We start from the raw sequence: 15212 nt of genomic DNA, 5'->3' as shown, positions 1-15212 counted from the left end.
GGTACTTGGCATATTCCTCCATCGAGAATATGCTCGCTGACATGAGCACCTCCCGACCTGACACTGCCTTCTGGATCCTGACGGCGCTCGCGAGCGGTCCGCAGCACGGCTACGGCATCCTTCGAGGTGTGTCCGAGGCTTCGCAGGGTACGGCCTCACTCAAGACAGCGACCCTCTATGCGACCCTCGATCGACTGACTGCCAGCGGCGCCGTGGCGGAATCGGGGGAAGAGATCGTGGATGGCCGGGCTCGCCGCTACTTTCGCCTCACACCCCAGGGTCGGGCTCGTCTCGAGAGCGAGACCGCCCAGCTCGAGCAGCGGGTCGCCGCCGCACGCAGGGCGCTCGACGCTCCAGCGGGCGGAGGCGCGAGAGCGCGCCCCGCTCATCCGCGGAGCGCTCTGGCATGAGACTCGACACAGACCGCTTCGAGCGCCTCGTGCGCTGGTACCCGCGCTGGTGGCGCGCCGAGAACGCGGCAGCGTTCGTGGGCACCGCGATGGATGCCGCCGACGCGGCCGGTCTGCGCGCGCCATCGCGCGGTGAGCGCGTGGCGGCAGCGCTGGCGGGCCTGGGCACCCGCCTCGACGCAACCACCGCGCGCGTTGCCGGCGTTGCTGCCCTGGTCTTGTCGGCGCTCGTCGCAACGGCAAGCCAGTTCGGGTTCACCTACGCGGTCCCCTCGCTGCTCACAGCGAACCTCGCAGTTCAGGTCGGCCTGGTTCCGGCTTTGTGGTGGACAGTCGCTCTCGCCTGCGCGCGGCACCGCCTCCATCTCGATCCGACACGCACGCTGTTCGCGCTCGGCATCGCGATGATCGCAGCGACCGGCGCCGCACTCGCCTTCGCGTCCTGGAGCGTCGGGTTTGATGAGGCCGACGCCGGCGACCCACGCTCTCTCTTCGCGGCGCTGTTTCCCGCCTTCCTTGCGATCGGATCGGCAGCAGCCGCCTGTGCGGTGGTCGTCGCGGTCAGCGACCGGCTCCCGCGTCGCCGTGGGATGCGGGTACTGATCGTCGTCACGAGCATGATGGGTGCTGCGTTGTCGCTTCCCCTCGTGGCCGTCATGCTCATGTCACCGATCACGACACTCCTCCTCTCCGGGGCCGCGGTCGTGATCGTCGCGCTCGCCTGGCCCGACCACCGCGAGCCCACCAGTGCGCCGGCCTCGACGGGCGAGCGCGACGCGGACGTCGGCGGACGGCGCCGCGCAGCGCGGGCGCTCGCTGTTGCCGCCAGCGTCACGTCGCTCCTGGCGATCGCCTTCGCGGTGTCGGGGTCGCTGTACACGACCCTTGACAGCACCGAGGCGATGATCGTCGGCATGCGCGCCGCGGCCGGGTGCGGCATCCTCGTCGTCCTCGCTCTCGCCCTTCGCGCTCCGCGGCGGACCGCGAGGCAGCAGCGGGCAGTGTGGGGGGCTGCGACGCTGGGTGCACTCACCCTTGTGCTCGTCGTGACCGGATGGGGAACAATGCTTCCGTCTGGCAACCCTCGCCCGATCGGCGCCGTGGTCTGGCTTCTTCCGGCGGCAGCGATCGTCTGGCTCGTGTGGGCCTCGACGTGGCGAAACCGATCTCTCGCCGTAGCCATCAGCCTCATCGTTGCGGTGTCGTTACCGATCATCGGGCAAATCCTTGCCGCTGTTCTCGGGATCCTGACGCCGATCGTCGCGATCGTGGTGGTGTTCATGCGTGAGGGCACCGACGCCGCCGCGAATGCAGGTCGAGCTCGCCTGAACCTGTCATGAAAATGTATCGACACATTGTGACAATGTTGATACAAAAGAGACATGCCTTTCGAGTTCGACATGATCTGGTTCAGCGTGGCGATCCTGTGCGCGCTCACCCTCATCCCGATCGTCTACCTCATCATCAGTCGGCGACCCGAGCTGAGTGCAGGGCAAGCAGCGAGATACGCCCAGTCCTCCAAGCTCCCGTTCGGCACTGAGGAGAACCACGCGCGGGTGCGCGAGCGGCTCAGCCGCCGTGGCCGCGCATCGATGTGGGGCGTCCTGATCGCGCTCTTGGTGTGGAGCCCTTTTGTGCTCTGGGGCGCCTCGTGGGGTGGTTCACCACTGTTCCTGTGGCTGATCACGCTCTCGATCATGATCGGGGTACTGACAGTCTCCTCGGTGATCGAGACCGTGCGCGAGCAGCTGCGGCAACCGAGGACGGACATCCCCCGTGTCGCACACTCGCGGCAACTCGCGACACGGGACTATCTGCAGCCCTGGCGCCGCGTGCTGGCCCCCGTCGCTCTGATTGCTGCAGCGGCGACAGTGGCAGCGGTGCTCGCGTGGCGGATCGCAGCGCCGGACCGCATCGCGACCGACACTGTGCTGTGGTGCGGCGGTTTTCTCGTCTTCGCCGTGAGCGTGTTCGTCGTGACGCGAGTCATGGAGCGGATCGTCCTGGCAAAGCCGCAGCTTGCCAGCGATGACCTTCAGCTGGCGTGGAATGACCTGTTCCGCGCCGATACGCTGTGGACTCTCCGGAGCGCGGCAACGATGGCCGCGGCACTGCCCCTCGGGATGGCTGCGGCAACGCTCACCCTGACGCCGATAGCCGTCAGACCACCCGAGCTGTCGACGCTCATGAGTACCTGGACTCCGCTCCTGATCTGCGCGGCTCAGGTGACCTACTCCTTCGGCCTCGGCAAGATGGCGGCATCGCGTTACCCCGCCGCACTCCGACCGCAGGATCAGCGCTCGACGGGCCTGTCCGTCGCGCTCGCCCAGGGAGATGGCGCATGATCATCATCGACCCCACCTCACCCACACCGCCGTTCGAACAGCTGCGCACACAGTACGTTGCGGCGATAGCGAGCGGCGAGCTGCCGCCGGGGTCGCGGCTCCCGACGGTGCGTCGGCTCGCAGGTGACCTGGGCCTTGCACCGGGCACCGTGGCGCGGGCGTATCGGGAGCTCGAGACCACTGGCCTCATCGAGACGCGCGGCCGCCACGGCACGTTCGTGTCCGTTGATGAGAACGCCGCGCTCGGCCAGGTTCAGCGCGCTGCCGCCGCGTTCGCCGAGCAGGTTCGCGGCCTGCGCGTGGACACCGACCAGGCCCTCGCAGCTGTCATCGCGGCGCTGAAGACTACCGAACCCGACGAGCTCCCCGTCTGAGGCAGCAACCGTGCGCGGCGATAGTCAGGCGAGGGCCTCGTCGATCATCGCGATGAGGTTCTCGGTGCCGGTGCGGATGCCGATCTCCGCCGCGTTCTCGGCCATCCGCGACCGCTCGTCGGCATCCGTCAGCAGGGGCAGGATGCGGCCCGGGACGGCATCCGGGGTGAATTCGGCATCCGGGATCAGGATTGCAGCCCCGTGCGCGACCGCCGAGGCGGCGTTCAGCGCCTGCTCACCGTTACCGACGGCGTACGGCACGTAGACGGCAGGGATACCCAGAGCGCTGATTTCACTCACCGTGGCAGCGCCCGAGCGCGACACGATGAAGTCGCACGCAGCGAAGGCAAGGTCCATCCGGTCGACGTAGCGGCGCAGGGCGTAGCCGGGCTCCCCCGGATCCTCGAGGTCAGAGCGTTCACCGGTGACGTGGAGCAACTGCCAGCCGGCATCCAGCACCTCACGCCACGCACCCGCGAAGGCCGTGTTCAGCCGCAGCGCTCCGAGGGAGCCGCCGAAGACCAGGAGCGTCGGACGGCCGGGGTCGAGTCCGAAGTGCGCGGCACCCTCTGCGCGCAGGGCAGACCGATCGAGATCCTCGATCTCGCGGCGCAGGGGCATCCCGACCAGGCGTGCGCGCGGGAGGGGCGTTCCTTCGAAGGCCACGCCGACACCGGCGGCCCGCCGCGCGCCGAGTCTGTTCGCCAAACCGGGCCGCGCATTGGCCTCATGGACGACGAACGGGATGCCGGCGCCCCGGGCAGCGACGTACGCGGGGGCCGATGCGTAACCGCCGAACCCGACGATGACGTCTACCGCGTGCTCCGCAATGTGCTGCCGCACCTGAGCGACCGCACGCCGGAACCGGCCCGGAAACGCGGCTGCGGCACGATCGGGACGCCGCGGGAACGGGACCTTGTCGACGATCAGCAGCTCGTAGCCCCGCTGCGGCACCAGCCGAGATTCCAGCCCCTCTGCGGTTCCGAGGACACGCACGTCGGCATCAGCATCGCGCGCGCGGAGACCGTCGGCAACGGCCAGCAAAGGGTTCACGTGCCCGGCGGTCCCGCCACCGGCCAGCAGGTAGGTCGTCACCGTCCGACCCTATCTCGCCTCAACGCAGGGCCGCGGGCAGCGGACCTCAGCGGCGAGCTGCGGCCCGGGGCGCCGGGCGCGCCGTCACCGGAATCGTCCGGGCGAAGGCAAGCAGCACACCCGTGGCAATGAGCACCGACACCAACGACGTGCCGCCCTGCGACATGAACGGTAAGGGAACGCCGAGCGGCGGGAACAGCCGCAGCACGACGCCGATGTTGATCAGCGCCTGACCGACGATCCACACCGTGATGGCGCCGGCAACGATCCGCACGAAGGTGTCGTCGGTCTTGCGGACGATGTGGAAGGCGCCGATCGCGTAGATCGCGAACAGCCCGAGCACGACGATCGCGCCGATGAGGCCGAGTTCTTCACCGACGATGGCGAAGATGTAGTCGCTGGATGCCGCCGGCAGCCACTCGTACTTCTCTTTCGAGTTCCCAAGGCCCAGGCCGAAGATGCCCCCGCCCGCGAGCCCCCAGATACCGTGCAGCGGCTGGTAGCAGGTGCTGAGGTAATCGGCTGTGCAGTCGGTGTTGAAGACGCTGAGGATGCGCTCCATGCGGTTCGGGCTCGTCACAGCCAGCGCCGCGACTGCGACGACTGCCAGCAGCAGCGGGATGACGAAAACCCGCAGCTTCACGCCCGAGAAGAACAGTGCGCCGAGCGAGAGGAGGAACAGCACCATCGCTGTCCCGAGATCGTGGCCCGCCAGGACCGTCGCGATCACGGCGGCGGCTACCGGGACCACCGGAATGAACACGTGCCGCCAGTCCCCCAGCAGCGTGCGCTTCCGGAACAGGATGAACCCGAGCCACAGCGCCAGCGCGAGCTTCAGGAACTCCGAGGGTTGCGCCTGAATCCCAGCGATAAGGATCCAGTTGCGGTTTCCGCCGTCCTCAACGCCAAGGGGCGTGAACACGAGGAGTTGGAAGGCGGTCGTGACGATGAGGGCCGGCCACGCGATCCGCTTCCAGAAGCTCACCGGCAGCCGACTCGCGATGAACATGAGCGGCAGGCCGATCGCGGCGAACACCGCCTGCTTGATGACGGCGTCGTACGGTGCCTGACCTGCGGCAGTCGCCGTCGCGCTGGTGGCCGAGAGCACCATCACGAGGCCGAAGATCGTCAGCAGAACGGCGCTGGACGAGATGAGCAGGAACTCACCGGCGACCGGGCGAAAGAGCGACCCGAGGGAGACGCGGGCGGCGAGCCCGCGCTTAGGTGTCGGCTCGTCAGGCTCCGGCGGAAGCGGACGGATCGGCGTCGGTGTCGCCATGCTCGCCCCTTCCCACTCGGTGCCTTACCGCCGCAGCGAACTTCTCACCGCGGTCTGCGTAGGAGGCGAACTGGTCGAAGGATGCCGCAGCCGGTGCGAGGAGGACGACATCCCCCTCGGCCACGAGTCCGATCGCCAGGTCCACGACCTGCGCCATGACGTCCCCAGTCTCATCGGCAATGACCTCGTGCAGCGGAACGTCGGGCGCGTGTCGCTCGAACGCCGTCCGAACGGCATCACGCTGGTCACCGATCACGATCGCCGCCTTTGCCAGGCGACCCCGGGTCGAGACGAGCGTGGTGATGTCGACACCCTTCAGAAGGCCCCCGACGATCCACACGGCACCGGGGTAGGCGGCAAGCGAGGATGCCGCGGCGTGCGGGTTCGTCGCCTTCGAGTCATCCACCCACGTGACACCGGCGGCGGTCGCGACGATCTCCATCCGATGGGGGTCGAGGCGGAACTCACGAAGGGCGTTGGCGATCGCCTCCGGCGGTACGTCGAGCGAGCGGGCAAGCGCGCTTGCGGCGAGGATGTTGGCAACGACGTGGGGCGCAGCGAGGCCGAGTTCCCGCAGCTCGTCGATCGTCGTGAGTTCGAGGGCGCTGGTGCGCCGCTCGGCCAGGAACGCGCGGTCGACGACGATCCCGTCGACGACGCCGAGGTCGCTCGGGCCAGGAACGCCCAGGTCGAAACCGATGGCGCGCGCTCCCTCGATGACGTCGGCTTGTTCGACCATCTCGCGTGTCGCGAGATCGGCCTTGTTGTAGATGCAGGCGACGCGGGTGTGGTCGTACACCTGCGCCTTTGCGTCGCGGTACGCCTCGAAGGACCCGTGCCACTCGAGGTGATCATCGGCGAGGTTCAGGCACACTGCCGCGTGGGGCGACACCGGGTCCGGCGAGGACTGCAGGCTGAGATACCAGAGCTGGTGGCTGGAGAGCTCCACGACCAGCACATCGAAGCCCGACGGATCGCGGACGGCATCCAGGATCGGCGTGCCGATGTTCCCGCACGGAACTGCCCGGAGTCCCCCGGCCACCATCATCGTGGCGGCAAGGCCGGTGGTTGTGGTCTTTCCGTTGGTACCGGTGATCAGCACCCAGTCGGCGGGAGCGCCGCCGGGGCGGACGACCTTGTCACGCACACGCCACGCGAGCTCGATGTCGCCCCACAGCGGGATGCCGCTCTCGAGCGTCCAGGGCACGAGCGGATGCGTCGGGCTGAAGCCGGGCGAGGCGATGACGACCTCGGGAACAAAGTCCACGAGCTCGGCGGGAGGCGTGCTGAGCGACCCGATCCATGACCGGACCCCGATCACAGGCAGCAGGCGCTCGTACGCGGGGTCAGCCGATTCGGTGAGAACGAGGACGTCAGCGCCGAGCTCCGCAAGGGTATCGGCTACCGAGAAGCCGGTGACAGACAAACCGAGGACGGCAACCCGCAGACCGCGCCAGTCGGCGTGCCAGCTGGTCAGCCCATCGAGGCGGGAGGATTCTCCGGTCATGTGCGCGCGAGCCATTCGACATAGAAGAAGCCCACACCGGTGACGGCCAGGCCCGCGGCGATGATCCACATCCGGATGACGATGTTGGTCTCCGACCACCCGCGCATCTCGAGATGGTGGTGGAAGGGGCTCATGAGGAAGAGGCGCTTGCCGCGGGTGAGTTTGAAGTACACCCGCTGCAAGATGACCGACCCCGGTCCGATGATGAACGCCCCGGCGGTGAGGACGGTGAGGATCTCGGTGTGAGAGAGGATCGAGACCGCAGCGATGACGCCACCGATCGCCATGGATCCGACATCGCCCATGAAGACCTGGGCCTTGGGCGCGTTCCACCACAGGAATCCGACGAGCGACGCAGCGAAGGTCGCCGCGATGATCGTGAGGTCGAGCGGATCCCTCGTCTGGTAGCACGCCTGCTGGTAGGCGGCGACGAGGTCCTCGCCGACGCAACGCTGCTGGAACTGCCAGAACGTCGTAAGGCTCATGGCGCCGACCGTGAACACACCGACACCGGTGGCAAGTCCGTCGAGGCCGTCGGTGACGTTCGTGCTGTTGGACCAGGCGACGCCGATGAAGCTGATCCAGCCGATGTAGAGCAGGATGCCGATCGCAACCGGCAACGCCAGGAAGTTCAGCACGGAGATGTCACGGAAGACCGAAACGTACGCCGTGGCGGGAGTCTGACCCTGGGCATCCGGAAACTGCAGAGCCACGATCGCCCACGGCACGATGACGACGACCTGACCGACGATCTTGCGCCACCCCGAGAGGCCGAGGCTTCGCTGGCTACGCAACTTCATGTAGTCGTCGATGAAGCCGACCAGGGCGAAGCCGACCATCATCCAGAGCACGAGGAAGCCCGAGATCGTCGGCGGGTTTCCGCCCGCGTACGTGCCGATCAGGTACGCAATCGTGGTCCCGCCCACGAAGATGACGCCACCCATCGTGGGGGTGCCCCGCTTGAAACCGTGCTGAGGGTTGTTGCCGGCCTCGGGGGTGCGGATGACCTGACCCCAGCCCCACCGGCGGAACAGGCGCAGGAACACCGGTGTGAGAAAGAGCGAGAACGACAGGGCGATCGCCGACGCCATCAACAGGGATCTCACGAGAAGGATTCTCCCAGACGGTCGCCGAGGTGCCGCAGGCCCGCGGAATTGGAGGATTTCACCAGCACCCGGTCGCCGTCACGCAGCTCGGTCATCAGGTAGTCGTACGCTTCGTCGGCTGTCTCGAAGAAGACCGCCTCACCATCCCACGACCCCTCGCTGATGGCTGAGAGGTAGAGCCGTCGTGCGGCGGAGCCGATGACGACGATCCGTTGGATGCGTAGCCGCACCGCGAGCAGGCCGACCCGGTCGTGCTCCTCCCCCGCGTACTCACCGAGTTCACTCATGGCGCCGAGCACCGCGACGGTGCGCTGGTCCGGTCCTGTGATCTGCGCGAGAGTGCGAAGCGCTGCGGCCATCGAGTCGGGGCTTGCGTTGTAGGCGTCGTTGATGATGCGTACGCGGTCCGAGCCCATCGGCTGCATCCGCCACCGCTCTGCCAACTCCATCGCTTCGAGCCGCTCGATGCAGGCTTCGGCACTGATGCCGAGGCTTGTCGCGGTAGCGATCGCGGCCAGCGCGTTCATGACGTGGTGCTCGCCGAGCACGCGGAGCACGACGGGGAACTCCTCACCGTCGACGACAGCACGCAATCGCGTCCCTTCGGGCGTGACCTCCACGTCCTCGGCACGGACCTCCGCTGCCGAGGAGCGCCCGAACCAGCGCACGCTCGCGCCGCGCTCGGCGGCGATCCCAGCCATTGCGGCAACGCGCGGATCATCGGCGTTCAGAATCGCGACGCCCCCGGGCCGGACGGCGTGGATCAACTGCGACTTCTCGACGAAGGTCGACTCGATACCGCCGAACCCGCCGGCGTGCGCCATACCGACCATGAGGACGACCCCGATGTCGGGGTGCACGAGGCCGGCAAGACGCGCGATCTCTCCCGGGGCGCTCGCCCCGAACTCGCTGACGAGGTAGCGGGTGCGCTCAGTGATGCGCAGCATCGTCAGGGGAGCGCCGACCTCGTTGTTGAAGGATGCCTGTGGCGCGACGGTTTCGTCCTCGGCCTCGAGGATGCGCGCCACCATGTTCTTCGTCGTCGTCTTGCCGTTCGATCCGGTGATTCCGACAATCTGCAGAGCGCCGCGATCGCGTACCTCGCCGACGACGAACCGGGCGAGATCTGCCAGAGCGTGGACCGCGCCGGGCACGACAATCTGCGTGATCGCGGCATCCAGCGGACGCTCGACGATAGCGAGCACCGCTCCCCGCTCGATCGCGGCGGGAACGAAGTCGTGACCGTCAGCGTGCTCGCCGGGTTTGGCGACGAAGATGTCGCCGGGTCCGATGAGCCGAGAGTCGGTGTCGACGGTGCCCGAAACCACCGTGTCAGCGGAGTCGGCGCCGCGAAGGACGAGGTTTCCGCCGAGGACATCGGCGATTCGGGACAGAGTCAGACTGATCATGCGCGGGATGCGTGCCGTCGGGATCAGCCGAAGGTCGGAAGATCGGGTGAGGCGGAGTTCGAAGGCATGATCCGGTAGGTCTTGAGCACCTGGGTCATCGCCTCACGGAACGCCGGAGCGTTGGCACTAGACGACTTTACCGTGGTCGGCTCGTCGAGCGTCACCACGACGACGTACTGGGGATCGTCGGCCGGCGCAAAACCCGCAATCGTCGTGAAGTAGGAACCGACCTTGTAGGTCCCGGCGCCGGGATCGACCTTCTCTGCCGTTCCGGTCTTGAGCGCGAGCCGGTATCCGGCGATGCCGACCTTCTCGGAGACCGAGCCTTTCGTGGCGACGTTCTCGAGCATGTCGGTGACCTGGCGGGCCGCCTCAGGACTGATCACCTGCGTCGGCTCGCCATTGTCGGGGGCCGTGACCGTGCCGTCGGCAGCCGTGCAGGACTCGACCAGTCGCAACGGCAGCTTCAGCCCACCGTTCGCGATCGCCTGATACGCGTTCGCGAGCTCGGGCACGGTCGTCGTCAGGCCCTGACCGTAGGAGGTGTTGTACTTCGTCTGGTTGTCCCACTGACTCGGGTCACGAACGAGGCCGTTCGCCTCGCCGAGGAAGTCGACGTCCGTCCCCTGACCGATTCCGAACTTCGTGAGGTAGTCGTAGCGAGCCTGGTCGCTCATCATTCCGGCGAACGTGGAGATACCGACGTTCGAGGAGTTCACGAGCACACCATTGAGGGTGTAGTCGTAGTCGGGGTGCTGCAGATCGTCTCTCACGCTCGCACCGTTGTCGAAGGTCTGCCGGAAGGGCACGTGAACGACCGAGAACGGGTTGGCGGTACCGGAATCGACGAGCATCGCCGCCGAGAGCGCCTTGAACGTGGAGCCGGGTTCGAAGGTGTTGCGGAAGATGCGGCTCGCTCGATCGGATTCGTCAACGGCAGTCGGAGCGTTCGGATCGACGGTCGGGTACTCGGCTGCTGCACGGATCGCCCCCGTCTTGACCTCGACGACGAAGATCGAACCAGCCTTGGCCCCCGTGTTCTGCGTCTGCTCGGCGATCAGCTGCTGCAGGTACCAGTTGAGATCACGGTTGATCGTCAGCTGCAGCGTCCCGCCGTCGACGGCGGGCTTCTCGGTCATCGTCCCCGGGATGATGACACCGTCGCCGCCGCGCTGATAGCTGACCTCGCCGTCGGTCGAGGCGAGACATCCGTCCTGGGAGACCTCGAGTCCCGCCAGCGGTGTGCCGTCCGACCCGACGAAGCCGACCAGGTTACCCGCGACCGCGCCATCGGGGTACGTGCGAGCAGGATGCGCCACAAACGCGAGGTACGGGATCTTCATGTCCGCGAGTTCCCGGTACTGCGCTGTCGTGAGACCGCGCGTGAGCATCGCGTACCGGCTCTCCGGATTCTCAGCGAGTGCCGCGGCGACGATTGCCTGGATCTCTTCCGCAGTCTGGCCCGTCACGGCGCCGATCTCAGCCGAGATCGTCTCCCACGGAACCTTCACCTGCTCACCGTCGATCTCGCGGTCAATGGCCCCCACGAGCTTCGGGTCCAGCTGTGCGTCGTAGAGCACGATGCTGCCGGCCAGGGTCGCACCGTTCTCGTCGACGATGGTGCCGCGGGTTCCGTAGGTCTTCTGCGAACCCGACAGCCCGAGCTCGAGAGACTGCTCGATGTGATCGTTGGCGTTGACGACCTGGATGTCGACAAGACGGATGACGAACGCGCCGATGACTGCCAGAACGACGAACATGGCGACGACGGTGCGACGCCGAGGGCTGCGGGTGCTGCGTCCGGTCATCGCGTCGTGGGGGTCGGTAGGCCGTCGGTGAGTGCTGGCGGAATGACCGACTGCCCGGTCTCATCCGTGACCTCGACAGGAGTCCCCTCGATGGTCGCGGCGGGGTCGGTCACCAGCGGCGTCTGGGTGATGAGGGCGTTTGCCACTGCTCCCCTTCCAACAGCGTCGATGGATGACTGCCAGCCCGCGGCTTGCGAGGCTCCGACCAGGGCTCCGTCTGACAGACGGAGGAAGGTGGGCGCTTCGCTGATGACCATACCGAGGGCCGACGCGTTTGCCGCGAGGTACTGCGGCGAGCTGAGACCTGCCACTTCGTCGTAAAGGATCTGCCGGTCCCAGGTGAGCTGTCGCTGCTGCGCCGTCAGGGTCGAGATCGCGTAGGTATCCTGCGTGGTCAGAATCGACACGACCATTTGCGCGGCGACGATCGCCGCAGCTCCGAGGACCGCGACGATGCCGTAAGCAAGACGCGGACGGCGTCGCGCTGTGGCCTGCTCGACCGGGCGAAGGCGCGGCGCACGGGTATCGGTCGGCCGCGTACTGGGGGCGAACTCATCGAGGGCTGCCAGCAGATCCGCGCTCATGCGGCATCCTTCACTCGTTCGGCCGCGCGCAGGCGCACTGGGGTGGCACGGGGGTTACGAAGCTTCTCGTCGTCCGAGGCCATCTCGGCGCCCTTGACGATGAGCCGGAACTGCGGGGCATGTTCGGGGAGCTCCACGGGCAGTCCCGCGGGCGCGGTCGAGCGCACCGCCTGGGCGAGCACGCGCTTGACCAGGCGATCCTCGAGGGACTGATACGACATGACAACGAGGCGCCCACCGACCGCCAGCGCGTCCAGTGCGGCGGGCAGCGCGGTCTCGAGCGCCGCTAGCTCCGCATTCACCTCGATGCGCAGCGCCTGGAACACACGCTTGGCGGGGTGACCGGCGTTCTTCAGCGCCGCGGGAGTCGCGTTCTGCAGGATGTCGACGAGCTGACCCGACCGCTCGATGGGCTGCTCGCCGCGCGCGTGGATGATGGCGCGGGCGTAACGCCCAGCGAGTTTCTCTTCGCCGTACCGCTCGAAGATCCGGCGCAGGTCGCCTTCGCCGTAAGTCGCGAGCACGGTTGCGGCTGTCACTCCCCCGGACTGGTCCATCCGCATGTCCAGCGGCGCGTCCTGGGCGTAGGCGAATCCGCGGTCCGCGACATCCAGCTGCAGCGACGAGACACCGAGGTCGAACAGGATGCCGTCCACGCGGGTGAAGCCGGAGCGTTCGATCGCGCCGGCGATTCCGTCGTACACGGTGTGCACCGGACGCAGCCGGTCACCGAACCGCGCGAGCCGCTCCGAGGCAATGCGCAGGGCGTCGGTGTCGCGGTCGAGCCCGATCACCGTGAGCGCGGGGAAGCGCTCCAGGAGCGCCTCGGTGTGGCCGCCCATGCCGAGGGTGGCATCGACCACGACCGGGCTCTGGCCGCCGAGCGCGGGAGCGAGCAACTCGATGCAGCGCTCGAGCAGGACGGGGGTGTGGATGTCGCGCAGGTCCATGATGTCGGGCCGGACCACTGGGCTCTGATCCCCATCCGCTGAAGACCTGGCGCCGGGGAAGTGCGTCAGGGCCCCGCAGATGGGCATCACAACCGAGGGTCAGAACAGGCCAGGGATCACCTCCTGCTCCATTTCCGAGTAGGCGGCTTCGTTTCCTTCGAGGTAGTCGTTCCAAGCCTGGGCATCCCAGATCTCGGCGTGAGCTCCCACACCCGTGACGACGAGCTCGCGCTCGAGACCGGCGTAGGCGCGCAGCGGAGGCGGGATGGTGATGCGGTTCTGGCTGTCGGGGGTCTCAGCGCTCGCGCCCGAGAGGAACATGCGCAGAAAGTCGCGCGCTTGCTTGTTCGTCAAGGGTGCTTCGCGGATGCGCTCGTGCACGCGCTCGAACTCTTCGGCCGAGAAGACGTAGAGGCAGCGTTCCTGGCCGCGTGTCACGACGATGCCGGCGCCGAGATCGTCGCGGAACTTGGACGGCAAGATGACGCGTCCTTTGTCGTCGAGCTTCGGAGTGTGAGTCCCCAGCAACATCCCGCGTCACCCCCCTTCGTCCGGCCCCTCCAGGTTGCACGCCACTTTACTCCACTTCCCTCCACTTTGTCACCACATTCACGCCATGACGCTCCCCGAGCGCGTCCGGGCGCGCGAAAGGAGGCTGAGTCGGGCCTCGGACGGCGGGGCCGCGCGGATGCCGAAACTGCGCGGTTAACGACGAAACGCCGACCCGCAGGTCGGCGTTCGATGGCCCGTCAGAGGGCGGTGGAGCGGTGTGGAGTCAGGCGGTGGAGCGCAGTGGAGGGCTCAGCGCCAGCCGATCAACGGCCTTCCTGGCGGCGGTCCCATCGCTCGTTCATGCGGTCCATGAAGCTGGCGCTCGTGCGGGTCGTGGCGGGACGCTGGTCAGCGCGCTCGGGCTCTGGGCCCACGCGCTTGGCGGGCGTGACGGCGACGATGACGCCGGCGATCATCGCAAGGAATCCGAGAACACCGACGACAATCAGCTGCATTGCGACACCGACGATGAGGGCACCGATGCCCGCGAGGACGAGGATCGTGCCGTACACGACATTGCGATACGAGAGACCACCGCCGCTGGACGCCGAAACGACATCGGCGTCGTTGCGCATGAGATGGCGCTCCATCTCGTCGAGCAGACGCTGCTCCTGTTCGGAGAGTGGCATGAGATCCCCCTCGGGCTGGATCGGTGGCACGATTCTACGCGCGCCGTCGATTACTAGGCTAGGCCCGTGTCAGTAGGTAGTGATCCCGTCGCGGCAGTTTCTCAGCGAGTCGAGGACTTCTTGGCAGCACGGGAGGCCGAGGCTGAGCTCTTCGGTGATGAGGCGGTCCTCCTCTACGGCGCTGCCGCCGAGTCCCTTCGCGGCGGAAAGCGGCTGCGCGCGCGGTTCTGCTTTGCCGGATGGCGTGCGGTTCGGGAGCACTCTGGCTCCGACCTGGAACCGACCGAAGACGTGCTGGCCGTCGCGGCGGCGCTGGAGGTTTTCCACGCAGCGGCTCTCGTGCACGACGACATCGTCGACAACTCCGACACGCGACGTGGCCGCCCGGCATCCCACCGCGCGCTCGAAGCCGCCCACCGCGAGCGCGGCTGGGTCGGCGATCCTGTTCGATTCGGCCGTTCGGGCGCGATCTTGCTCGGCGACCTTCTGGTCGCGTGGAGCGACGACCTCCTCGAGGAGGGCCTTGCCCTGGCAACTCCGACAGCCGCAGCTGCCGGTCGCCGGGAGTTCGCGCTGATGCGACGCGAGGTGACGATCGGGCAGTTCCTGGACGTCGCAGAGGAGTCGGCGTACGTGACGGATGCCGACGATCGCCACGCCGAACGCGCGCTGCGAGTCGCATCGCTGAAGTCAGCGAGGTACAGCATCCAGCAGCCCCTGGTGATCGGCGCGGCGATAGCCGGAGCTGACGCAGCACAGCAGGCCGCCCTCGTCGCGTTCGGGCACCCGGTCGGGATGGCCTTCCAACTGCGCGATGACGTCCTGGGTGTCTTCGGCGACGCCGAATCGACAGGCAAACCATCCGGTGATGACCTGCGCGAGGGCAAGCGGACCGTCCTGGTCGCCTACACGCGCGAAGGGCTCGCACCCGGATCGCGGCGTCTGTTCGATGAGATGCTCGGCGATCCGGCTCTCGAACCCGACCAGATCGCGGCGATGCAGCAGACGATCCGAGAAACCGGAGCGCTGGAGCGGGTCGAAGACCTCATCCTCGACTACACCCGTACGGCCGAACGCGCATTGTCGGGCGCACCGCTGGGTAACCGCTCCGTGAGCGAGCTACGGGAGCTTGCCCGCGCAGCGACGGTGCGCACGACCTGAGCG

At 67.4% G+C, this 15212-nt stretch carries 15 protein-coding genes; 5 read left to right on the top strand and 10 right to left on the bottom strand.

The window, feature by feature from the left end; all coding sequences use genetic code 11:
• Positions 1-41 precede the first annotated feature (41 nt).
• The 4 genes from BGO47_RS02170 to BGO47_RS02155 are packed head-to-tail and all read left to right on the top strand — an operon-like array spanning position 42 to position 3129.
• Positions 42-410 (top strand): helix-turn-helix transcriptional regulator, encoded by a 369-nt coding sequence (locus BGO47_RS02170; RefSeq protein WP_292708100.1) that lies wholly within the window; start codon positions 42-44, stop codon positions 408-410.
• Positions 407-1750, top strand: coding sequence for a hypothetical protein (locus BGO47_RS02165; RefSeq protein WP_292708096.1), 1344 nt, complete (start codon positions 407-409; stop codon positions 1748-1750). The genes BGO47_RS02170 and BGO47_RS02165 overlap by 4 nt, the downstream gene beginning before the upstream one ends.
• 42 nt (positions 1751-1792) lie before the next feature.
• Positions 1793-2755, top strand: a complete 963-nt coding sequence (locus BGO47_RS02160; RefSeq protein WP_292708093.1) for a hypothetical protein — start codon at positions 1793-1795, stop codon at positions 2753-2755.
• Entirely contained in the window at positions 2752-3129 is a 378-nt protein-coding gene (locus BGO47_RS02155) for a GntR family transcriptional regulator (protein ID WP_292708090.1), read from the top strand. Before BGO47_RS02160 ends, BGO47_RS02155 begins: the two co-directional genes overlap by 4 nt.
• 24 nt (positions 3130-3153) lie before the next feature.
• Here the strand turns inward: BGO47_RS02155 and BGO47_RS02150 are convergent, their stop codons facing one another.
• The 10 genes from BGO47_RS02150 to BGO47_RS02105 all read right to left on the bottom strand — a co-directional run bounded on the left by BGO47_RS02150 (position 3154) and on the right by BGO47_RS02105 (position 14048).
• Positions 3154-4224: a UDP-N-acetylglucosamine--N-acetylmuramyl-(pentapeptide) pyrophosphoryl-undecaprenol N-acetylglucosamine transferase gene (locus tag BGO47_RS02150; protein WP_292708087.1), complete on the bottom strand. Its 1071-nt coding sequence runs from the start codon at positions 4222-4224 to the stop codon at positions 3154-3156.
• Positions 4225-4270: 46 nt separating this feature from the next.
• The gene (ftsW, locus tag BGO47_RS02145; protein WP_292708083.1) at positions 4271-5503 is read right to left on the bottom strand and encodes a putative lipid II flippase FtsW; all 1233 of its coding nucleotides are present in this window, start codon (positions 5501-5503) and stop codon (positions 4271-4273) included.
• The gene (murD, locus tag BGO47_RS02140) at positions 5460-7010 is read right to left on the bottom strand and encodes a UDP-N-acetylmuramoyl-L-alanine--D-glutamate ligase (RefSeq protein ID WP_292708080.1); all 1551 of its coding nucleotides are present in this window, start codon (positions 7008-7010) and stop codon (positions 5460-5462) included. The genes ftsW and murD overlap by 44 nt, the downstream gene beginning before the upstream one ends.
• Positions 7007-8116, bottom strand: a complete 1110-nt coding sequence (gene mraY, locus BGO47_RS02135; RefSeq protein WP_292708077.1) for a phospho-N-acetylmuramoyl-pentapeptide-transferase — start codon at positions 8114-8116, stop codon at positions 7007-7009. Before mraY ends, murD begins: the two co-directional genes overlap by 4 nt.
• Positions 8113-9525: a UDP-N-acetylmuramoyl-tripeptide--D-alanyl-D-alanine ligase gene (gene murF / locus BGO47_RS02130; RefSeq protein WP_292708074.1), complete on the bottom strand. Its 1413-nt coding sequence runs from the start codon at positions 9523-9525 to the stop codon at positions 8113-8115. The genes mraY and murF overlap by 4 nt, the downstream gene beginning before the upstream one ends.
• A 23-nt stretch (positions 9526-9548) precedes the next feature.
• The gene (locus tag BGO47_RS02125) at positions 9549-11333 is read right to left on the bottom strand and encodes a penicillin-binding protein 2 (RefSeq protein WP_292708072.1); all 1785 of its coding nucleotides are present in this window, start codon (positions 11331-11333) and stop codon (positions 9549-9551) included.
• The gene (locus BGO47_RS02120) at positions 11330-11917 is read right to left on the bottom strand and encodes a hypothetical protein (RefSeq protein ID WP_292708070.1); all 588 of its coding nucleotides are present in this window, start codon (positions 11915-11917) and stop codon (positions 11330-11332) included. Before BGO47_RS02120 ends, BGO47_RS02125 begins: the two co-directional genes overlap by 4 nt.
• Positions 11914-12867, bottom strand: coding sequence for a 16S rRNA (cytosine(1402)-N(4))-methyltransferase RsmH (gene rsmH / locus BGO47_RS02115; protein WP_292708346.1), 954 nt, complete (start codon positions 12865-12867; stop codon positions 11914-11916). The genes BGO47_RS02120 and rsmH overlap by 4 nt, the downstream gene beginning before the upstream one ends.
• Before the next feature lie 99 nt (positions 12868-12966).
• The gene (mraZ, locus tag BGO47_RS02110; RefSeq protein ID WP_292708068.1) at positions 12967-13398 is read right to left on the bottom strand and encodes a division/cell wall cluster transcriptional repressor MraZ; all 432 of its coding nucleotides are present in this window, start codon (positions 13396-13398) and stop codon (positions 12967-12969) included.
• Positions 13399-13682: 284 nt separating this feature from the next.
• A complete protein-coding gene (locus tag BGO47_RS02105; RefSeq protein ID WP_292708065.1) occupies positions 13683-14048 on the bottom strand; it encodes a DUF3040 domain-containing protein in 366 nt (121 codons plus the stop codon).
• Between the two features lie 66 nt (positions 14049-14114).
• Between BGO47_RS02105 and BGO47_RS02100 the strand changes: the two genes are divergently transcribed.
• On the top strand, positions 14115-15209 hold the full coding sequence (locus tag BGO47_RS02100) for a polyprenyl synthetase family protein (RefSeq protein WP_292708062.1): 1095 nt from the start codon (positions 14115-14117) through the stop codon (positions 15207-15209).
• Positions 15210-15212: the final 3 nt, after the last annotated feature.

Source organism: Microbacterium sp. 67-17 (assembly GCF_001898325.1).
In the GTDB taxonomy this organism is placed as follows: Bacteria; Actinomycetota; Actinomycetes; order Actinomycetales; family Microbacteriaceae; genus Microbacterium; species Microbacterium schleiferi.
This window is presented reverse-complemented; position numbering and strand designations above follow the sequence as displayed.